The 19323-nt window shown below is 62.1% G+C and carries 19 protein-coding genes; 12 read left to right on the top strand and 7 right to left on the bottom strand.

All coding sequences use genetic code 11. The features are described 5' to 3' along the window. A partial coding sequence (locus tag ACH2EI_RS01255; protein ID WP_395154524.1) for an acyltransferase family protein occupies positions 1-515 on the bottom strand: 515 nt, incomplete at its 3' end. A 37-nt stretch (positions 516-552) separates the two neighbouring features. Here ACH2EI_RS01255 and ACH2EI_RS01250 point away from each other — a divergent pair. Then, on the top strand, positions 553-1176 hold the full coding sequence (locus ACH2EI_RS01250) for a PH domain-containing protein (protein ID WP_395158902.1): 624 nt from the start codon (positions 553-555) through the stop codon (positions 1174-1176). 1 nt (position 1177) lies between these two features. Continuing rightward, on the top strand, positions 1178-1885 hold the full coding sequence (locus tag ACH2EI_RS01245; RefSeq protein ID WP_395154522.1) for a helical backbone metal receptor: 708 nt from the start codon (positions 1178-1180) through the stop codon (positions 1883-1885). On the opposite strand, the gene ACH2EI_RS01240 is transcribed toward ACH2EI_RS01245, so the two are convergent. Then, positions 1859-2860 (bottom strand): galactokinase, encoded by a 1002-nt coding sequence (locus ACH2EI_RS01240; RefSeq protein WP_395154521.1) that lies wholly within the window; start codon positions 2858-2860, stop codon positions 1859-1861. The two genes, ACH2EI_RS01245 and ACH2EI_RS01240, sit on opposite strands and share 27 nt — an antisense overlap. A gap of 61 nt (positions 2861-2921) precedes the next feature. On the opposite strand from ACH2EI_RS01240, the gene ACH2EI_RS01235 reads away from it, so the two are divergent. Genes ACH2EI_RS01235 through ACH2EI_RS01215 form a run of 5 tightly spaced genes read left to right on the top strand, consistent with a single transcriptional unit; the run spans position 2922 to position 7105 of the window. After that, positions 2922-3836, top strand: coding sequence for an alpha/beta fold hydrolase (locus tag ACH2EI_RS01235; protein WP_395158900.1), 915 nt, complete (start codon positions 2922-2924; stop codon positions 3834-3836). 11 nt (positions 3837-3847) lie between these two features. Then, the gene (locus tag ACH2EI_RS01230) at positions 3848-5005 is read left to right on the top strand and encodes a CaiB/BaiF CoA transferase family protein (RefSeq protein ID WP_395154519.1); all 1158 of its coding nucleotides are present in this window, start codon (positions 3848-3850) and stop codon (positions 5003-5005) included. 50 nt (positions 5006-5055) lie between these two features. Then, complete coding sequence (locus ACH2EI_RS01225; protein WP_395154518.1) at positions 5056-5880, top strand: PIG-L deacetylase family protein; 825 nt, start codon at positions 5056-5058, stop codon at positions 5878-5880. Positions 5881-5930: 50 nt separating this feature from the next. Beyond that, positions 5931-6737, top strand: a complete 807-nt coding sequence (locus tag ACH2EI_RS01220) for a hypothetical protein (protein ID WP_395158898.1) — start codon at positions 5931-5933, stop codon at positions 6735-6737. After that, positions 6737-7105 carry a hypothetical protein gene (locus ACH2EI_RS01215; RefSeq protein ID WP_395154516.1) on the top strand — a complete coding sequence of 123 codons (369 nt, stop codon included), beginning with the start codon at positions 6737-6739 and terminating at the stop codon, positions 7103-7105. Before ACH2EI_RS01220 ends, ACH2EI_RS01215 begins: the two co-directional genes overlap by 1 nt. On the opposite strand, the gene ACH2EI_RS01210 is transcribed toward ACH2EI_RS01215, so the two are convergent. Then, positions 7097-8212, bottom strand: coding sequence for an HD domain-containing protein (locus tag ACH2EI_RS01210; RefSeq protein WP_395158904.1), 1116 nt, complete (start codon positions 8210-8212; stop codon positions 7097-7099). The two genes, ACH2EI_RS01215 and ACH2EI_RS01210, sit on opposite strands and share 9 nt — an antisense overlap. A gap of 92 nt (positions 8213-8304) precedes the next feature. On the opposite strand from ACH2EI_RS01210, the gene obgE reads away from it, so the two are divergent. Together obgE and proB are read left to right on the top strand one after the other, a co-directional pair. Further along, on the top strand, positions 8305-9561 hold the full coding sequence (obgE, locus tag ACH2EI_RS01205; RefSeq protein WP_395154515.1) for a GTPase ObgE: 1257 nt from the start codon (positions 8305-8307) through the stop codon (positions 9559-9561). Next, on the top strand, positions 9561-10622 hold the full coding sequence (proB, locus tag ACH2EI_RS01200) for a glutamate 5-kinase (RefSeq protein ID WP_395154514.1): 1062 nt from the start codon (positions 9561-9563) through the stop codon (positions 10620-10622). Before obgE ends, proB begins: the two co-directional genes overlap by 1 nt. A gap of 73 nt (positions 10623-10695) precedes the next feature. On the opposite strand, the gene ACH2EI_RS01195 is transcribed toward proB, so the two are convergent. From ACH2EI_RS01195 to ACH2EI_RS01180, 4 genes are all read right to left on the bottom strand, one after another. Continuing rightward, positions 10696-11463 (bottom strand): PspA/IM30 family protein, encoded by a 768-nt coding sequence (locus ACH2EI_RS01195; protein ID WP_395154513.1) that lies wholly within the window; start codon positions 11461-11463, stop codon positions 10696-10698. Between the two features lie 101 nt (positions 11464-11564). Further along, positions 11565-13187, bottom strand: a complete 1623-nt coding sequence (gene murJ / locus ACH2EI_RS01190) for a murein biosynthesis integral membrane protein MurJ (RefSeq protein ID WP_395154512.1) — start codon at positions 13185-13187, stop codon at positions 11565-11567. Continuing rightward, positions 13184-13879: a hypothetical protein gene (locus ACH2EI_RS01185; protein WP_395154511.1), complete on the bottom strand. Its 696-nt coding sequence runs from the start codon at positions 13877-13879 to the stop codon at positions 13184-13186. Before ACH2EI_RS01185 ends, murJ begins: the two co-directional genes overlap by 4 nt. 1 nt (position 13880) lies before the next feature. Beyond that, entirely contained in the window at positions 13881-15251 is a 1371-nt protein-coding gene (locus tag ACH2EI_RS01180) for an AAA family ATPase (RefSeq protein WP_395154510.1), read from the bottom strand. A 41-nt stretch (positions 15252-15292) separates the two neighbouring features. Between ACH2EI_RS01180 and ACH2EI_RS01175 the strand changes: the two genes are divergently transcribed. Genes ACH2EI_RS01175 through ACH2EI_RS01165 form a run of 3 tightly spaced genes read left to right on the top strand, consistent with a single transcriptional unit; the run spans position 15293 to position 19318 of the window. Next, positions 15293-16918 carry a PEP-utilizing enzyme gene (locus ACH2EI_RS01175; RefSeq protein ID WP_395154509.1) on the top strand — a complete coding sequence of 542 codons (1626 nt, stop codon included), beginning with the start codon at positions 15293-15295 and terminating at the stop codon, positions 16916-16918. Between the two features lie 51 nt (positions 16919-16969). Beyond that, the gene (locus ACH2EI_RS01170; protein WP_395154508.1) at positions 16970-17863 is read left to right on the top strand and encodes an AAA family ATPase; all 894 of its coding nucleotides are present in this window, start codon (positions 16970-16972) and stop codon (positions 17861-17863) included. Between the two features lie 18 nt (positions 17864-17881). After that, positions 17882-19318, top strand: a complete 1437-nt coding sequence (locus ACH2EI_RS01165) for a VWA domain-containing protein (protein WP_395154507.1) — start codon at positions 17882-17884, stop codon at positions 19316-19318. The last annotated feature ends 5 nt before the right edge of the window (positions 19319-19323 follow it).

The following is a 19323-nucleotide window of genomic DNA, read 5'->3' as shown; positions in this document are numbered from 1 at the left end:
GCTGTCGACGGTGACTTGGCTGCGACGATGGCAACGGCGAGTGCGAGGACGAGGTAGAACTGCTCTTCGATCGACAACGACCACACATGGCGCAGCGGAGACTCGCCAGCCACGACGTCGGTATAGGTGGTGCCATCTGAGAGAAACACCCAGTTCACTGCGTACAGGAGTGTCGCGAGGCCGTGGCGACGCAACCGCTCAAACTCGACTGCGTCGGCCCACGTGAGTGCGTAGACCGCTACCGCCGTCGTCATCATCAGCATGGCCGGAAGCAAGCGACGCGTCCGTCGGACAAAGAACCGACCAAGTCGAATCCCGCCGGTGGCATCGACCTCGCGGACGAGGAGCGACGTCAGCAAGAAGCCTGAGAGGACGAAGAACACGTCGACTCCGATGAAGCCGCCGGGCAAGGCGTGCGGCCACAGGTGGTAGACGACCACGGCAGCGACAGCGACGCCGCGGAGGCCGTCAAAGCTCGGCACATGAACGAACGAGGTCGTCAGACCATCGGTCATCTCTGAACGATACTGCGGCGTTGAGTACGCTGGCGATATGCCGTATCCCAAGAAGCTGCTCAACGACTACGAAACCGTTGCGGTCGACCTCCACCCACACTGGTGGTACTTCGCCGAACCGGTCGCAGCGCTCGTCGGTTCGATCGTTCTCGGCATCCTCGCCATCGTTTCCGACGTCAGCGGCACGTTCGGTGACATTTTGAAATGGTTGGTGGCCATCCTGATCGTGGTCAGCGCGATTTGGGTTGTCGTCCGTTATCTCAAATGGATAACGACGAACTTTGTGATCACCTCGGACCGGCTGATCTTCCGCGCTGGTGTGATCGCCAAGATGGGCGTCGAGATCCCGCTTGAACGAGTCAATACAGTGCACTTCAGCCAGAGTATTTTTGAACGGATGACAGGCTCGGGCGACCTGCTGATCGAGTCAGGCGGCGAAGACGGCCAGCAGAGCTTCAGCGATATTCGGCGCCCTGACCGAGTGCAAAACCTCATGCATTCCCAGATGGAAGAAAATGAAAAGCGGCGCTTTACGGTGAACACCGGCGGCTCGACGTCCGACGTGGCTACGCAGCTCGAGAAGCTCGAAGGCATGCTCGAGCGCGGCACGCTGTCACCCGAAGAATTCCAGTCCCAGAAAGACAAGCTGCTGGGAAGCTGACGTGCCGCCCGCACGCCGGATTGTCAGCCTGGTGCCGTCGAGCACCGAAACACTGCTCGGCCTTGGCGCTGATGTCATCGCATGTACGAAGTTCTGCGAGCAACCGGACATCGCACACGTCGGTGGGACAAAGAACCCCGACATCGCTGCGATCATCGCTCTCGCACCCGACCTCGTGGTGCTCGACCGAGAAGAGAATCGACGAGAAGATGCCGAGGCGCTGGAGGCAGCGGGCATCGAACTTTTCGTCAGCGACGTCACCGACGTGGCCTCGGCCATGACCGTCGTGGCCGAACTGTCTGCGCTCGTCAACGGCCCGACCGTGATTGACATTGATCAGCTGCCCCAGGTTGAGCCGCTGGGCCTGTCAGTCTTCGTTCCGATCTGGCGACGGCCGTGGATGAGTATCTCGGCAGCCACGTACGGCGGATCGCTGCTTACCCATCTCGGCTGCCGCATGGTGACCGGTGATGCACCAACCGCGTATCCCGAAGTGCAACTGGTCGACGTCGAAGCACCCGACGTCGTTGCTGTGCCGTCGGAGCCATACGAGTTCACCGACGCCCACCTCGACGAGCTCCGTGCAGCGTTCCCGACGAGTGTGGTGAGACGCGTGGACGGGCAAGATCTGTTCTGGTGGGGGAGCCGGACTCCGGCAGCGGTCAGGCGTCTGAGTGATGCGTTACGCGATGTGGTGGGCGCCGGCTGAGGGCTTGACAACCCAGCCATCGGCGACGGAGCCCGGCTCGCAGATCGCAACGATGCACCCGCCAAATCCGCCGCCGGTCATCCGTGTTCCGAACACGCCTGGGAGCGCATTGAGCGCACTGACTGCAGCATCCATCTCGTCGGTCGACGTGTCAAAGTCGTCGCGCAGGCTGGCGTGGCCATCGACCATGATCTGACCTGCAGCGACGTAGTTACCCGCAGCCAGTTCGGTGGCGAACTGGATGACGCGCAGATTCTCGGCGACCACGTGCCGGGCCCGTCGTTGGGCGATCGGGTCGGTAACGCGCACGATGTCGTCGGGCGAAGCGAGCCGCAGCGGTCCGATGTCGGCCTCGGCGCGAGCGCATTCAGCAACTCGATCTGCGTAGGCCGAGCCGACCAGCCGACGATGGACGATGAACTTGACCACGATGTCGATGTCGTCGGGAATCAGATGCGGGGTGACTTCGAGGCTGTGGCAATCGATCAGCGTGGCGTGCCCGGCGACTCCCGCAGCGATGGACAGTTGATCCATGATCCCCGTCGGCACACCGGTCGCAGCATGCTCGGCGCGTTGTGCTGCCTGCGCGAGTTCGAGTGGCGTTCCGTCGAAGCCCAGCGCGAGGCCGACAGCGCATTCGAGTGCTGCGCTCGACGACAGGCCGGCACCTGCGGGGATGTTGGAAACGAGGTGTCCGCGCAGTCCGGTCGTTACGCCGAGTTCGGCGGCCATGGCCGCCACATACGTGCCCCATTCAGGGTTCACGTTGGCGGCCGAACCAGTGAACGGAACGCCGATGTTGACCCGGCCGGCCACGTCGCCCGACGTCAGCTCGATCGAGTCGGCGGTCGCAGTGTACGTGAATGTCGTTCCGCGGTCGATTGCCATCGGGAACACGAGACCACCCGTGTAGTCGGTGTGTTCGCCGATCAGGTTGACTCGGCCGGGGGCGTGTACACGTCGCGTTTCTGACACACCATGAAAGTACCCACTGCCCGCTTGTTTCGCGGCCCACGCGCTCTGCAACACTGCGACCATGCCACGCGCCGTCTTGCCCGCTCTTGCCGACGAGGCCGCCATCGAGTTGGAGTTCGCGACCTTCGGCGATCCTGGCAACCCAACCCTGCTGCTCGTCAACGGCTACACGAGCCAGATGATTGTCTGGGAGACCGAACTGATCGATGGGCTCGTGGCCCAGGGCCTCCACGTCGCCATCTACGACAATCGTGATGTCGGCCTCTCCACCAAGCTCGACGGTCAACAGGTGCAGCCGATGAAGGTGCTCCAGTCAATCATTGCCGGCGAGTCGGTAGAGGTCCCGTACACACTCAGCGCGATGGCGGCCGACGGCATGGGCCTGCTGACCCACCTCGGTATCGATCAGGCACATATCGCCGGTGTGTCGATGGGCGGAATGATCGTGCAGATGATGGCCATTGAACATCCAGACCGGGTACTCAGCCTGTGCTCGATCATGAGTAGCCCAGGCCACCCCGATTACGGCCAGCCGTCTGCAGAGGCCCGGTCGGCATTGCTTGCGCCACCGTCTATCGAACGCGAGGCCTACATCAACGACTCCATCGGGGCGAAGGTCTGGCTGTCGAAAAAGTACTTCTCCGAGGACGTCACTCGCGATCGCTCGGCGCGCCAGTTCGACCGGATCTTTTACCCCGAGGGATTCACCCGCCAGCTCGCAGCGATCTACGCAACGGGCGACCGGAGCGAACGACTCCAGCAGCTCAACGTACCGACCTTGGTGATCCACGGGCGTGACGATGAGTTGATCTCGCCATCGGGAGGCGAGCGGACAGCCGAACTCATCGACGGCTCGCGCTACCTGCTGCTCTCCGACATGGGCCACGACCTCCCCGCGCCACTCGCACCCGTGCTTGTCGAAGCAATCGCGGGGCACATTCGCGTCAGTAATAGCAACACCAGCAACCAAGTTTGAAGGAGATCATCATGGGACCACTCGCAGGAAAGCGCATCATTGAAATCGCTGGCATCGGACCGGGCCCGTTTGCGGCCATGCTCCTGTCAGACCTCGGCGCCGAGGTCATCCGCGTCGAACGTGCCGGCGCGGTCCGCGGGCCAACACCGGGCAAGCCTGCAGGGGATGTCAGCCTGCGTGGCCGACGCAATGTCGCCATTGATCTCAAGCACGCTGACGGTGTCGCAACACTGCTTGATCTGGTCGGGTCAGCTGATGGCCTGATCGAAGGGTTCCGTCCCGGCGTCATGGAACGCCTTGGAGTCGGGCCGGACGTTTGCCTCGAACGCAACCCGAAGTTGGTGTTCGGTCGGATGACCGGTTGGGGCCAAAACGGGCCGTACGCCCAAGCCGCCGGCCACGACATCAACTACATCTCCCTTGCTGGGGCACTCGCTCACTTCGGCCGGGCTGGCGAAGCCCCGGTCCCACCACTCAACATGGTCGGCGACTTCGGCGGCGGCGGCATGTTCCTTGCGCTCGGCGTCGTGGCAGCGTTGCTCGAAGCCCAGACGAGCGGCCAGGGTCAAGTGGTTGACACAGCAATGGTCGACGGCACCGCGGTACTGATGACGATGTTCTGGTCGATGAAGGCTGCTGGCATTTTCGACGAGCAGAATCCCGGTACCAACTTGCTCGACACCGGTGCGCACTTCTATGACGTCTACGAATGCTCCGACGGTCGGTATATCTCGATTGGTTCGATCGAGCCGCAGTTCTACGCCGAACTGATGCGGCTCACGGGCCTCGAAGGCGACGATCAGTTTGCGCGCCAGATGGATGCCACGCAATGGCCCGAACTCAAGGTTCGGATCGCCGAACTCTTCAAGACGAAAACGTGTGACGAATGGTGCGAGCTGATGGAGATGACCGACGTGTGTTTCGCGCCGGTGCTCACGATGTCCGAAGCAGCGCAGCACCCGCACAACGTTGAACGCCAGACCTTCATCGAACTCGGTGGCACCATCCAGCCGGCTCCGGCACCCCGATTCAGCCGGACAGCTGCCGAGGTCACCCAGCTTCCAGCGCACGCTGGCGAACACACGCGTGAGGTGCTTGCCGACTGGGGTGTCAACGCCGAGCGGATTGGCCAGCTCATCGAGTCGGGTGCGGTGCGGCACGCCGAATGACCACACTCTGGATGTAGCGGCAACTGCCTGACGCTGCGACACTGTTGCCGATGTCGACACTCGTCTGTTTCCATGCTCACCCCGACGACGAGGCGATCTCCACTGGCGGCGCAATGGCGCGTGCCGCGGCCGAAGGGCACCGGGTCGTGCTCGTCGTCGCAACAAACGGCGACTATGGCGAAGTGCCCGACGATCTCGCTGAGGGGGAGACCCTCGTCGATCGCCGACGCAAGGAAACCGAGGCATCGATCGAGGCCCTGGGGGCACACCGCGTTGTCTTCCTCGGGTACAAGGATTCGGGGATGACCGGTTGGGAACAGAACAGCGATCCCGAGAGCTTTTTGCGCGCCGACCTCGATGAAGCCGCCGAACGGCTGACGGCCGTGCTTCGCGAAGAGCACGCCGATGTCGTCACCACGTATGACTGGCATGGCAACTACGGCCATCCGGATCACATCAAGGTGCACGAGGTCGGCAACTCCGCAGTCGACCTTATGGCTGCAGAAGGCAACAACATTCGGCTCTTCGAGGCGACAATGAATCGCGATCGAGTCGTCACGATGATGCAGCAGGCGATGGAGTCAGGGATGACGCCACCGCAGGGTCGTGTCGACGGTGAACCGTTCGACCCGGCCGGCCCGGCTGACGACGGCAACCCGTTCGGCATGCCCGAAGCCGAGCTGACCCTCGAAGTCGATGTGACCGGCTACGTCGACCAGAAGCGTGCGGCGATTACATGCCACCGAAGCCAGATCAGCGACCAGTCGTTTTTCCTCGACATGCCGCCTGAGGCCTTCGCCGCCATGTTCGGAACCGAGTCGTACATCGAACGGGGTGTCGCACCTCCAATGCAACGCGGTTGGCTCTTCGATTGATCCGCACCGATTTGGCCCAATTTGTCCCTCGGGGCAGACAAGATGTGGCAATGAAACGAATCGGTCTCGTCCTGGTTGCATGCGTTGCATTCGCTGCGTGCGCCGGCGGTGACGACAGCACTGCGGCGCAGCCCACCACGACCAAGCTCACCTTGCTGCCCGCGATGACGACCACGACCGTTCCGCCAACCACCGAGGCGCCTCGCGAGTCCGAACTTGTGCACGACACGACCACCACGATCATCACCGCAACCATCACCGCAACCACCACCGCAATGACATCGCCGGCAACCACCACGGCGCTGATCGTGCCGGCAATCCCGGCCGACACCGAGCCGATCGTCGAGGCCCTTCGGCTCAGCGACGACGGAATCGGCGCCGCCGTGTTCACCGGCGAGCCCGAAGGCGTCATTGCCTACCTGAGTTCGTTCATCGGAGCGCCGACCGGCGACACCGGCTGGGTCGACCCGTTCGAGATCAGCGCCTGTTCAGGGAGTGAGTTGCGCATCGTCTCATGGGGCGGCTTACAGCTGACGTTCGGTGATGTGTCGAAGGTGCTGCAAGGGCGTCGCCACTTTTTCTCCTACATCTACGGTCAATACAGCTTTGACGGCGTGGCCACCACCCAGCTCGATGCAACGCCGCCAGGTCTACTGACCGTCGAAGGTGTCGGTCTTGGCACCCCGATCATCGAAGTTGAATCCACCTATCCCGGCCTCACGATCAATCCAGCCGACGACTTTGTGCCCCCCAACTTCGTTGTCAACGACAACTTCCGAGGGTTCGTCGCCGGTCTCGCCGACGACTCGCCGGTGGTCCAGCTCATCGGTGGCCCGAACTGCGCTGACCCGACCTGATGCAGGCTCTACAAGACCTCCACGCGCAGCTCGGGTGGTTCCTGATCGTCAGCAACGCGCTCGTGGGCTGCTGGGCGCTTGCGGCGCAATATGTTCCGGCTCTCCGGCGAGCAGCGTTGTGGTGGGTAATCGGTGTCGCTCAGATCTCCGTATTTGCTGCAGCGATCGTCGGTGTGCTGCTCGTGAGTCGCTACGAGCTCAAGCTTGACGACTTTCACGCGCTGTACGGATTCACGACAATCGTTGCCGTTGGCATCCTGTACAGCTATCGGACGAGCCCGTTTATCAAAGACAAGCAATACCTGCTGTACGGCTTTGGTTCGCTGTTCATCATGGGCCTCGGTATCCGGGCTGTGTACTTAGGCTGACATGCCGATGGCGAACGGCAGCTTCGCAGGATCCCAGTTCAGCTGCGTGATGCCCTGCTGGCAGGCGTAGCGGTCGGTCATGCCGGCCACGTAGGCCACTGCAGCTTTGAGTGCGGCCTCGCTGCCAGCGTCGATGTGGCTCACTTCGACCTCACTGCCAAGGACAGCCTGCGTGGTCTGGATCGGAAGCGAATGCGGGCGGTCCGCGTAGTGCTCGACCAGAGCCCGCAGAAGTGCGATGACCGAGTCGGCCTGGCGGGTGCTTGCTGGCCGGAGGTAGATGTGCTTGTAGTTGAATTTGCGGAAGGCGGCAAGCGCCTCGGCGGTGTCGGGCATCATGCCGACGCGGCCTGAGGTCACTGCTGCGGTGATCATTGCTCGAACGAAGGCACCGAGCTGTGACGACCGGTTACGTCCACACCGCTCGGCCACGATGTCGGGCAACATGTCGGCGGTGACGATGCCTGTTGCAACGGCGTCCTCGAAGTCATGACAGACATACGCGATGCGGTCGGCCCACGAGACGACTTCGCCTTCTGGTGTTTGTGGCGCCGGAAGACTCCATGAGTGGTTGCGGATTCCGTCGAGCGTCTCGGCGCAGAGGTTGAGCGGCTGCAGCGTGACGTCGGCGCCCCAGGGGGCATGGTCGAACCCGCCCACCAGATATGGCGAGAGCGCATCTTCGCTGGCATGTCCGCCAGGACCGTGCCCGCAGTCGTGCCCGATGGCCATTGCCTCGGCGAGGGGGACGTTGAGTCCGAGCGCCTGAGCGACCGACCGTGCGATCTGGGTCACTTCGAGCGCATGGGTCATCCGGGTGCGCTGATGATCTTCAGGGAACACAAACACCTGTGTCTTGCCGGCGAGTCGACGAAACGACGTGTCGTGGAGGATGCGGTCGCGGTCACGTTCGAAGCAGGTGCGATGCGGATCGGGGGCTTCTTCGAGGGCTCGGTTGCCAGCGCCGTGCGCTCGTGTTGCGAACTCCGCGAGCGTGGCGTCTTCACGGGCTTCACGTTCCTCACGAATGAGAATCTTGGTGGCGCCGATTTCAGCTCTGGAGTCGGCGTGAGCGAGAACAATGTCGTCCCGATCGTGTCCCGTCATGGTCGACGCCCAGCGGTCGGCACGCACGTCTGCCGAGTCGAGGTACGGCAGGTCATCCATCGCTCGCATCGTACGGCGTTAGCCTTAAGCAGATGTCCCAGTTCGTCGACGAATGCCAATTGAACGTGAAGGCAGGCGATGGCGGAGCAGGCTGTATCAGCTTCCGCCGTGAAGGGCCGGTTGTCTTCGGAGGCCCGAACGGCGGCGACGGTGGTAACGGCGGCGACATCTGGTTCGTCGCAAGCCACAATGTGGCCTCTCTCCTGGCCTTTCGCGACTACCCGCACCGCAAGGCCGGCAACGGCGTGCACGGCAAGGGCAAAGACATGCATGGCAGGCGCGGCGAGTCACTCGAGATCGCCGTACCGATTGGTACCGTCATCTCCGACCTGTACACCGGCGCGCTGCTGGCCGAATTGGTCAACCAGGGCGACCGCTGGCTCGTTGTCGGAGGCGGCCGCGGTGGCCGAGGAAACGCCAAGTTCCTCTCGAATAAGCGACGTGCGCCGAGCTTCGCCGAACAGGGCGAGCACGGCGAAGAGCGCTGGCTCAAGATGGAACTTCGTCTGATGGCCGATGTCGCTCTCGTCGGATTCCCAAATGTCGGCAAGTCGACCCTGATCAGTGTGATCTCGAAGGCCAAGCCGAAGATCGCGAACTACCCGTTCACGACGCTTGAACCGAACTTGGGCGTGGTGCAGCTCGACGAGGCGACCGAATTTGTGGTGGCTGACATCCCGGGCCTCATCGAAGGAGCAAGTGAGGGCAAGGGTCTTGGGCATCAGTTCCTCCGCCACATCGAGCGAGCCCTGGTGCTCTGCATCATGGTCGACCTCGCACCAATGGATGGCGTGTCGCCGCAAGAGCAGGAACGGATTCTTCTCCAGGAACTTGGCCAATATCAGCCCGACCTCCTCGAACGTCCGCGCCTCGTCGTCGGTACGAAGGCCGATGCCATCCAGGCCGACGAACTCGAACTGCTCGGTTGGACCGGCGACATCATGTCGTCGGTGACGCGGCAGGGCCTCAGTGACCTCGTCGGCAAGATGGCAATGGCCGTGCACGATGCTCGCCAAGCCGTCGAGCACGCCGAAGGTGTGGTCACGATCCGCCCTGAAGCAAAGGGCGCAGCAGTCGAAATCGTCGGCGAAGGCGAGTTCCGCTTGGTCGGCAAGGAAGTCGAGCGTGTCGTCGCACTGAACGATGTCACGACGCCCGAGGCGCTTGCGTACATCGACCACCGGCTCGAACGGCTCGGCGTGCCCAAGATGCTCGCCAAAGTGGGTGCTGAAGAGGGCGACGTCATCTGGATCGGCGAATTCAGTTTCGGCTACTCGCCGGACATCTGATGCGGGTTGTCGCCAAGATTGGTACGGCGTCGATCACCGATGCCAAGGGCGCGATCGATCGTTCGGCTATCGCCAAGCTCTGTGACGAGGTCGGCGATCTCCGCCAGCAAGGCCACGAGGTGATTGTCGTGTCGTCCGGTGCAGTTGCTGCCGGAGTCGCGGCGGTTGGTCTCAGCGAACGCCCTGTCGATATGCCGACGCTGCAGGCAATTTCTGCCGCAGGCCAGAGTCGCCTCGTCGAGGCGTACAACCAAGAGCTCGGCCGTCACGGTTTGGTCGGTGCACAGCTGTTGGTTGGCTCAATGGACTTCGTCACGCGCAATCAGTACCTACAGTTGCGCTCGACGATGAACCGATTGCTCGAACTCGGCTGCGTTCCAATCGTTAACGAGAACGACGCGATTGCAAATGACGAACTGCGGTATGGCGACAACGACCGCATTGCAGCGATGATCGCCAACAGCGTCAACGCTGACGTGTTGGTTTTGCTGACCGACATGGATGGCGTCTTCACAGCCGATCCACGGACTGACAGCAGTGCCACCCTGGTGCCGCTGGTGCGCGCTGACGACCCGCTCTTGTCGATTACGGCCGACGCCGGGGGGAGCGGCCGGGGGAGCGGTGGCATGGCGAGCAAGCTCGTTGCTGCGAGGATGGCGTCCTCGTCGGGCATCCGATCGGTGATCGCCCGGGCGAGCCGTAAGGGTGTGCTTTCCGGGTCGGTGTCTGACGAACTGGTCGGCACCACGTTCGAGGCGCACGACCGCAGGCTGCCGGCCCGCAAGCTTTGGATTGCCTTCGCCGCCGAACCGGCAGGGACCATCTTCGTCGACCCAGGTGCACGAACCGCGCTGACGGATCGTCCGACGAGTTTGCTGCCAGCCGGCGTCACGACCGTTGCCGGTAAATTCGAGTCCGGACAGGTCGTCGAAATCAGCGATGGCGACATCGTGTTCGCCCGAGGGCTCGCCTCGATGGGCAGTACCGAGCTGGCCGATGCCGCCGGGATCTCCGGCGTCGGACATGTCGTCCATCGCGACGACCTCGTCCTCTTGGCCTGAAAAACCTGGTTACCCCATTTTATGTGAGCAGAAGTGGGCAACGACGCTGCTCTTGCTCACACAGAACCGGTGGCTAGGCCTCGGGTGCCGGAATCGGCTGGCTCTGCGGGGCTTCGACAGCGTCGAGGCCGAGTTCTGCACGCAATTCGCTGAGGCGGCCCTGTGCCTGGACGTTGGCAGTGGCCTGCTCGATTTCGAGCACGCGGCTCTCGACGCCGACCTCGTTGAGCTCGGCTGACGCCTTGGCTTTGGCGTAGCGCGCCTCAATCTTCTCAGTGACCTCATGGAGCGTCGGCACATCGTCGCCGACCGTCTCGGTGAGCGAGCTCATTGCTGCGTTCATCTCTTCTTGCATCTTGGCCTGTTCGAGCTGGCTGAGCAGTTTGGATTTCTCGGAGATCTTCTCTTGGAGCAGGCGACTGTTTTGCTTGACCGCTGCCTTGGCCTGATCGGATGCCTGTGCTGATTCGAGCACCATTGACTTGAGGCTCTCGACATCGGCTTCGATCGACAGCAGTTTGTCGGCGATCGTCTCGGCGGCACTGGTGTATTGCGCAGCCTTCTCGGCATTGCCAGCCTTCTGAGCATCGGAAGCCATGATCAGAGCCTGGCGGGCGTTGCCGTTGAGCTTTTCGAGCTCGGTCATCTTCTTGTTCAGACGAATCTCCGCCTGCTTTTGGCCGGCGATGACGTTGGCAGCCTGCTCTTTGAGCTGCTTGTGCTGTGTCTGGGCGGAACTAATGGCCTGTTCGAGCTGCACCTTTGGATCAGCGTTCTCGTTGAACCGGCCGGTCAACTTCGCAACGAGGTACTTCCACTGCTTCTTCATGTACTTGAACATGGCCGAGATCCTAATACGTGGACGCGCTGCGGGTACGCGCCTCAACGGCCATGGGCCAACGGTGCAAGTCAGGCGTCAGAGTTGGGCGTCAGAGTTGGGTGTCAGAGTTGGGTGTCAGGGCCGCGGTGCACGTCGTTCCGGGTGTCGTTCCGAGCGCCGTTACTCGGGAGGAGTCGACGCTTCAGTGCGTCGAGCTCCGGCGCACCCATCACAGCGAGTAATCCGAAGTACACGATCACGCCGACAACGGCGCCAACGACCAGTCGCAACAGCGCATCGACACCGACATTGCCGCCGACGTTGCGGGTGACGAGCCATACCGCCTCGCCCATCACCGCGCCGGCGACGATCATCCTCCAGAGGCTCTGGAAGATCGGCCGGATTTCGAAGCCAGGAACCTTGTAGCTCATGATTTGCAAGACCCAGAACGCTGAAAACACGTAGGCAATTGCGTACGCGGCACCGAGGCCGAGTACGCCGTAGGAGCCAACCAGGAGGAGCGCGAGCACGATGTTGATCGAGTTTTCGATGACGTTGACCTTGAAAGCGGTTTTGGTGTCCTTGTGGGCGTAGAAGCCGCGCAACACGAAGAAGTAGATCGAGAAGGCGCCGAGCCCGAGCGCAAAACCGCCAAGTGCCCGCGATGCGCTCAGACCACACGCCGCGTCACAACGTCCGTTCTCGATTGCCAGGCCGACAAGAGGCCGGCGCAACACGAACAGGCCGATACCGGCTGGGATGGTCAAGAGGGCGGTCATCCGCACGCCGAGCGACATCGTCGAGATAAACGAGGCCTTGTCTTTGCGAGCGACCGACCGGGCGAGTTCGGGTTGGAAGGTCGTCGCAATCGAGACGCCGAGAAGGCCCTGCGGGAGCACGAAGAATGTGAACGCTGCAAAGTAGGCAAACGTTCCGCTTGAGCCTGGCTCGGTCAAGTTGCGAACGACGACCAAGGCCACGATGTTCGACCCGACGAACCCGAACGTCCAGAACGACAGGCTGAGCAGCTTTTTCACCGACGGGTGTTTGAGGTTCCAGAGAGGCCGGAAACGGAAGCCGGTGGACAATGCCGCAGGGATCAACGCGAACGCCATCGCGCCGATACCGAGCGTTGCACCCAGTCCGAGTGTCAGGCGAAGCCGTTGGTTGTCGAGGACGTCAGCCAGATCCCATCCGGTGCTCACCGGGTCGGGCAGCGACAGCAGCGTGACGATAATGATCAGGTTTGGCAGGACCGGGCTCCACGCTGCAGCGAAGAAGTGTCGACGACTGTTGAGAAAGGCGTTGGCCAAACCGGTCAGTCCGTAGAAAAAAATCTGGATCAGGAAGATTCTCGACAGCGTCGTGCCAACCGAGCGGAACAGATCAGCGTCGACACCACCCGCGACGTTCAAGGAGAAGAGCCGGAAAATCAGCGGGGCAGCGAGCACGGCGAGCACCGTCAGCCCGGCGATCATCACGACAGCAGTCGTGATCACGACGTTGGTCGACTCGTCGTCTTCGTCCTCGGCGAACGTCGAAAACAGCGGCACAAGCGTTGCCGAGAGCACGCCGCCCAAGAGGAGTTCGTAGACGATGTTCGGGCTCTCGTTGGCGTTGATGTACGCGTCGTTCAGGGCCGTGCCGCCAATGACCCCGGCGAGCACGCTCAGCCGCAGCAGCCCGGTGACACGGGAGAGCGCAGTGCCGGCAGCAACGGTGAGATTGCTCTTGAGGAGGCTCACGCGGGCCGGATCTCCTGTACCGCCTGTCGCAGCCCTTCCAGCTCAACAACGAGATCCTCGACGTCGTGCTCGTACGCGTCGGTGTCGCCGGCTCCCACGCTGACTTCAGCGGCGCGTGCGACGAGTTCGTCCAAGCGCGTCTGTGCGAGCCGCAAGGTGTTGGCCGTCTTGGTCGACTGGGCTTTCAAGCGATCGACGCTTTCAAGTTGGCCGTGGACTGAAGCGATTGCCTCGGTCGCACCCTGCCGCTGCAGCGTGTCAAGCTTCGAGCGGAGTGCCGTCGGATCGATTCGGTGGACGGCCTGGTCGATGTCGTGGCCGCGGCGAGCAATCTGCCAGGTCTCATCGAGCCCATGATCGAGCTTGGCGACGATCGAGGCCATGCGATCCTGTACCGGGCCGGCAGTCACCCCCTCGACGACCTGATGGAGGTTGACGGCCGATCGCTGTGCGCTCTGCACGAACTGACGCCAAGGTTCTTGCACAGTGAATGGATCAATTCGAACTCGCGTATCACGCGGCATCGCAGCGGCCACTGAAACGCTGTAGGCAACAACGCCGAGTGTGATGCCGAATGCTGGAGCGATGCCGAGCAAAATCGAACCCGCGGCGACCCCCACCCCGAACAGGATCCTCCAAGAGAGAATCGCCTTGGCCGTCTGCGGTGTGTAGAACCGGTCGCGAAAGCTCACGTCAGCCGCCAGCGATGTCGGATGCGATGAGCGTCGTCAGTTGCTCGACCGTTGGGGCCTCGACATCCGAGAGGCGAAGGGCGTGGTAACCAATGGCGGCTTCGAAAACGTTGCGAGTGAAGCGAGCGTTGCCGAAGCCTCGACCGCGCGGCTCGGCCTCGATGACCGCGCGTAATGCCTCGGTGCCGCCCTCGTCGAGGTGGTACTGCTTTTTGCCGCTGATCAGGCCAAATATGGCCACGAGTTCCTCGGTGTCATAGTCGGGAAACTCGACGGTCCGTGTGAAACGGCTCTTCAGGCCAGGGTTCGTGTCGATCAGCTCGACCATCTCGGCGGGGTAACCGGCAGCGACCACCGACAGGTCGTCACGGTGGTCTTCCATGAACTTGACGATCGTGTCGACTGCTTCGAGGCCGAAGTCGTTCTCGCCGCCTCGGGCAAGCGCGTAGGCCTCGTCGATGAGGAGCGTGCCGCCCAGCGCCGACTCCATCACCTTCTTGGTTGTCGTGGCGGTCTGCCCGACGAAGCCGGCAACGAGGCCGGAGCGGTCGGTCTCAACGAGGTGGCCTTTACTGACCACCCCGAGAGTGCGGAAGATCTGGGAAAGCAGTCGGGCGACGGTGGTTTTTCCGGTTCCCGGGTTACCGGTGAAGACCAGATGCTTGCTGGTTTCGATGACGGGAAGGTCGGCGGCAGCGCGGAGCTCTTGAACGCGCAGCAGCGATGTCAGCCGGCGGACTTCGGCCTTCACCTGATCGAGACCGATCAACGCGTCGAGTTCTGCCAGCAGTTCCTCTATCGAACGTTCGGGTGGCAGCTCGACTTCCGGGGCTTCGGCTGGGATGAATCCGACAGAGGTTTGAGCTGTCGCCGGTGCAATGGGCTGGCCGGGGCGCGGTACGCCGTACTCGTCCATGAGCTGCAGCATCGTCGTGCGGAACCGATCGATTGCAGTGATCTCGGCAGTCGAGGGCACCAGGTCGATCGCTGCGGTTGCGTGGGCGACTGAGAGCGCATGCGTGTAATAGGCGTTTGCGCGACGCTTGGAATCACGGGCATCGGCCTTGACGAGGAGATCGAACATCGTGCTCGGCTTGGTGAGCCACTGCGCTGACCCGCCCAGCGTCTCGTTCTCGCGGAGCTGGGTCGGCGTGAGAATCATCGGTGGGTTGAGCTTGCGGCCAACGGCATCGACCCACGTTTCCAACTCCAGTGTGGTGTGTCGGCCGTCTGCGTCGACGACGGCCGACACGAGATTGGCTGCTTCGATTGTGCACTCGCTGCGGTGGTCGTCGCCCCCTGACAGTTCGTTGAGCAGGGAGTTCATCGTGTCGACGAACTCGTCGGCCTTGCGTTCGAACACGGCTGGCATGTCGCTCAGCGTAGATGACGCGGTCTGCAACACTGGGGTGCATGAATGAGTGGGTTGCACCGGGGCCCGGGGCGTGGAAACTCGACACTGCCCACTTTGAGACGACGGTCTCGCGTCCGATGCGTGATCTCATCGAGCTGGCGCTGCCGTCGGGCATGAGCGAGGGATTCGAACTTGTTGGCGCTCCGTTGAAAACCATCGACGTGGGATTCGTCAATGGCCGGATGTACCAAAGGTTGACGCCGCTGGTCGGCGGAGGCCGCGATCTTCCGACTCCGCCGAAGGGTGTGCTCTGGCTGATGACTCGACTCCATCCAGCGTTTCGCAAGCGGGCGAAACAGTCTGTTCGGGCAATCGACGAGCGGTTTTGGTTGCAGGAGTTCGCCCGTTGGGAAGGCGAGTGGAAGCCCAAACTGAACGCAACGAACCGCCGACTCGGTGGCGTCGACGCCACGTCGCTGTCCGATGCCGACCTCGCGGCGCATCTCAACACAGTCTGGCAGCATGTCGAATGGGCAGGTTCGCTGCATTTCCGCCTCCATACATCCGACCTGGCACCGATCGGCAGGCTCCTCCTCGCAGCGGGCAACTGGGGCCTCGATCAACGGCAAGTGATGACCACGCTGGCAGGAGCATCCCCGGCGACGAGTGCGCCGATCCGTGCGCTCAGTGCGATTGCCGACGAACTGTCCCGCGTCGGGGTCAAGCCCGCATCACTCAGCGACGTGCGCGAAGCGAGTGCTGTGGCGGCTGAACTCCTCGACGAGTATCTGAGCGAATTCGGTAGTCGCGTCACCACCGGATACGACATTCGCGACCGGACATTGCGTGAGCTCCCCGAGGTGATTCTTGCCTCCATCCAACACAGTCGCAGCGTCGAGTCGCCCGTGATCGTTGGCGATCAAGCGTTTGGCGCACTGCTGGAACAGGTCGACGAATCGAACAGGGCCGAGTTCACCGATCTCGTCGAGGAGGCTCGCACGCTTTACGGGCTACGTGACGAGAATGGCCCGATCACGGTCGAATGGCCTGCCGGAATCGCGCGTCACGTGATTCTCGAAGCAGGCCGCCGACTGGTTGCTCGCGGTGCGCTCGACGAACTCGAACACGTCTTCGACGTCGCCATCACCGAGCTGGTCGGGTTACTCGAAGGCAAGGAATATCCAACGGCCGCCGAACTCGGCATCCGCCACCGAGAACGGTGTGCATGGGGTGCGTTGACACCGCCGCCCGTGCTCGGCTCCACTGCGGAACCACCTGACATCGACGTCCTGCCTGGCCGGATGTCTGAGATGATGCGAGCGGTCCTCACGGTGACCACACTGCTCGACTCAGCGGATCAGACCGACTCGCTCTCCGGAACCGGCGTCGGAACGACGTCGTATCGAGGCATTGCTCGCGTCGTCGCTGATGCTGACGAAGCATTCGAACGAGCCAACCCTGGCGACATCATCGTGACGCGGCTCACGGTGCCGACCTTCAACTCGGTACTGGCGATGGCCGGAGGAGTCGTCACTGAAGGGGGCGGCCTCCTCAGCCACACAGCAGTGATCGCCCGCGAGCTAGGGATCCCCGCTGTGATCGGAGTCGCCGGTGCGCTGACCGATATTCCTGACGGAGCCGAGATCATCCTCGATCCCGTTGCTGGGACTGTGACGATCGTCTGAGCGTCATTCCAATTGCTGGGTCACAGAGGTCGACCGGTAACGTCGGCTCTCATGACGAGTACCGAAATCAATGGTGGCGATCGCTTCGAGAGCGTCCAGAGCATTCGCGATGCATTGAAGGAAGTCAACTATCTGGCCGATGATGGCATTGCGAGCGTGGCCTTCCTGGCCGACAAGCTCGGCAAGCCGATTCTGGTCGAGGGCCCAGCCGGCACCGGCAAGACCCAGTTGGCCAAGTCGATCGCCGAGATCACCGGATCCAAGCTGATCCGTCTGCAGTGCTACGAGGGGCTCGACGAGAGCAAAGCCCTCTACGAATGGAACTACAAGAAGCAGTTGCTCCGCATTCAGACCGAGCGTGGCGAGAACACCGAAGACTGGACCGACATCCAAGACGACATCTTTTCCGACGAGTTCCTGCTGACTCGTCCGCTGCTTGAGGCAATCACCTCTGACGAGCCGGTTGTACTGCTTATCGACGAAGTCGACCGCGTTGAGGTCGAGACCGAGGCACTGCTCCTCGAGATCCTCTCGGACTACCAGGTGTCGATCCCCGAGCTTGGCACGATCACCGCCAAGCAGATTCCGCTGGTGTTCCTCACGTCGAACAACACACGTGAGCTGTCCGAAGCGCTGAAGCGTCGCTGCCTGTACCTGCACGTCGACTATCCCGAACTGGATCGCGAGCGCGAAATCGTGCTCGCCAAGGTTCCGAACATCACCGAGAGCCTCGCTGACCAAGTTGCGCGAGTCGTTCGTTCGATCCGTCAGCTCGATCTCAAGAAGGCCCCCAGCGTGTCTGAGACCCTCGACTGGGCGCGGACCCTGATGATCCTGAACATCGACGTCATCGATGAGAAGATCGCCAAGGAGACGCTCAACATCTTGTTGAAGTACCAGACCGACATCGCCAAAGCCACCAAGGAACTGTCGGTCGACGACTGATTGGTTGGGTCTGTCTCAATGCTGGAACTCCTCAACGGCTTCGTCATCGAACTTCGTAACGCTGGCCTCCCGGTCAGCCTCACGGAGAATCTCGATGCGATGGAGGCCGTGCAACACATCCCGATCGAAGACCGCGACGCGTTCAAATACGCGCTCGGCGCCACGCTGATCAAGAACCACGCTCACTGGCGCAGCTTCGACACCGTCTTTGAGGTCTACTTCAGCCTGCGCGGGCCGGAGTACAGGATCGGCGATGGTGACGGCTCTGACATCGATGAGATGTGGCGCGAGATGCAGGAGCAGCAGCAGAACGCCGAGGGCAACGGCGGTCAGGGCGGCATGGATGGAATGACGCCCGAAGAGATCGCGCAGATGCTGATGCAGGCATTGATGAACGGCGATCAAGACATGATGCGGGCGATGGCCAAACAGTCCGTCCAGCGTTTTGCCGGCATGGAGCCTGGCCGGCCGGTCGGCGGCACCTACTACCTGTACCGCACGCTCCGGAACCTCGACCTCGACAGCATGCTCGAGAAGATGATGGAGCAGTCCCGCCAGGATGCCCCGGACGACTTGACCACACTCGAAGAGCGGTTGGAGAAAGAGGAATACTCCGACCGCATCGAGAAGTTCAAAGGCGAGATCGAAGCCGAGATCCGTCGGCGGCTCGTTGCTGACCGGGGTGCTGAGGCCATGGCCAAGACGCTCCGCAAGCCACTGCCCGAAGACGTCGAGTTCATGCACGCCAGCCGTGACGAAATGGTTTCGCTCAAGAAGTCGCTGCAGCCGTTGACCCGCAAGCTCGCTGCACGCCTCGCCCGAAAGCGCAAGCACGGCCGCAAGGGTCCGCTCGATTTTCGCAGCACGGTCCGACATTCGCTCAGCTACGGCGGCGTGCCGGCGGAGCCCCAATTTAAGTACCCCCGTCCGTCTAAGCCAGAACTGATGGTCATTGCCGACATCTCCGGCTCGGTTGCAGCCTTCGCTCGGTTCACCCTGATGCTGGTGTACGCGATCTCGGGCCAGTTCTCGAAGGTCCGCTCGTTCGTCTTCATCGATGGTCTCGACGAAGTCACCGACTACTTCAAGGCGACCGAAGATATTTCCGAGGCCATCCACCGCGTCAATACCGAAGCCGACGTCGTCTGGGTCGACGGGCACTCGGACTACGGACACGCTTTTGAAGTCTTCTGGAACAAGTACGGCAAAGACATCACTCCGAAGACCACGGTCTTGCTCCTCGGCGACGCTCGAAACAACTATCACGCCAGTCAAAGCTGGGTCGTCAAAGAGATCCAGCAGAAGGCTCGCCACGTGTACTGGTTGAACCCTGAGCCCAAGAGCTACTGGAACACCGGTGACTCGATCGTGGGCGAATATGGCACGTTCACCGATGGCGTCTATGAATGCCGCAACCTCCGACAGCTTGAGGGCTTCGTCGAGAAATTGGCGTAGCCGTC

Origin of the sequence: Ilumatobacter sp. (assembly GCF_041688325.1) — a bacterium.
Lineage (GTDB): Bacteria > Actinomycetota > Acidimicrobiia > Acidimicrobiales > Ilumatobacteraceae > Ilumatobacter_A.
Note: the sequence above shows the minus strand (reverse complement) of the source record. Positions and strands in the feature narration are given on the sequence as shown.

Bases quoted from the DNA above. Each gene is read 5' to 3' on its own strand.
- ACH2EI_RS01170 (WP_395154508.1), top strand. From the start codon at position 16,970: ATGACGAGTACCGAAATCAATGGTGGCGATCGCTTCGAGAGCGTCCAG.
- ACH2EI_RS01165 (WP_395154507.1), top strand. From the start codon at position 17,882: ATGCTGGAACTCCTCAACGGCTTCGTCATCGAACTTCGTAACGCTGGC.
- ACH2EI_RS01250 (WP_395158902.1), top strand. From the start codon at position 553: ATGCCGTATCCCAAGAAGCTGCTCAACGACTACGAAACCGTTGCGGTC.
- ACH2EI_RS01195 (WP_395154513.1), bottom strand. From the start codon at position 11,463: ATGTTCAAGTACATGAAGAAGCAGTGGAAGTACCTCGTTGCGAAGTTG.
- ACH2EI_RS01210 (WP_395158904.1), bottom strand. From the start codon at position 8,212: ATGACGGGACACGATCGGGACGACATTGTTCTCGCTCACGCCGACTCC.
- ACH2EI_RS01235 (WP_395158900.1), top strand. From the start codon at position 2,922: ATGCCACGCGCCGTCTTGCCCGCTCTTGCCGACGAGGCCGCCATCGAG.
- obgE (WP_395154515.1), top strand. From the start codon at position 8,305: ATGTCCCAGTTCGTCGACGAATGCCAATTGAACGTGAAGGCAGGCGAT.
- ACH2EI_RS01230 (WP_395154519.1), top strand. From the start codon at position 3,848: ATGGGACCACTCGCAGGAAAGCGCATCATTGAAATCGCTGGCATCGGA.
- ACH2EI_RS01215 (WP_395154516.1), top strand. From the start codon at position 6,737: ATGCAGGCTCTACAAGACCTCCACGCGCAGCTCGGGTGGTTCCTGATC.
- ACH2EI_RS01220 (WP_395158898.1), top strand. From the start codon at position 5,931: ATGAAACGAATCGGTCTCGTCCTGGTTGCATGCGTTGCATTCGCTGCG.
- ACH2EI_RS01175 (WP_395154509.1), top strand. From the start codon at position 15,293: ATGAATGAGTGGGTTGCACCGGGGCCCGGGGCGTGGAAACTCGACACT.
- ACH2EI_RS01225 (WP_395154518.1), top strand. From the start codon at position 5,056: ATGTCGACACTCGTCTGTTTCCATGCTCACCCCGACGACGAGGCGATC.
- proB (WP_395154514.1), top strand. From the start codon at position 9,561: ATGCGGGTTGTCGCCAAGATTGGTACGGCGTCGATCACCGATGCCAAG.
- ACH2EI_RS01180 (WP_395154510.1), bottom strand. From the start codon at position 15,251: ATGCCAGCCGTGTTCGAACGCAAGGCCGACGAGTTCGTCGACACGATG.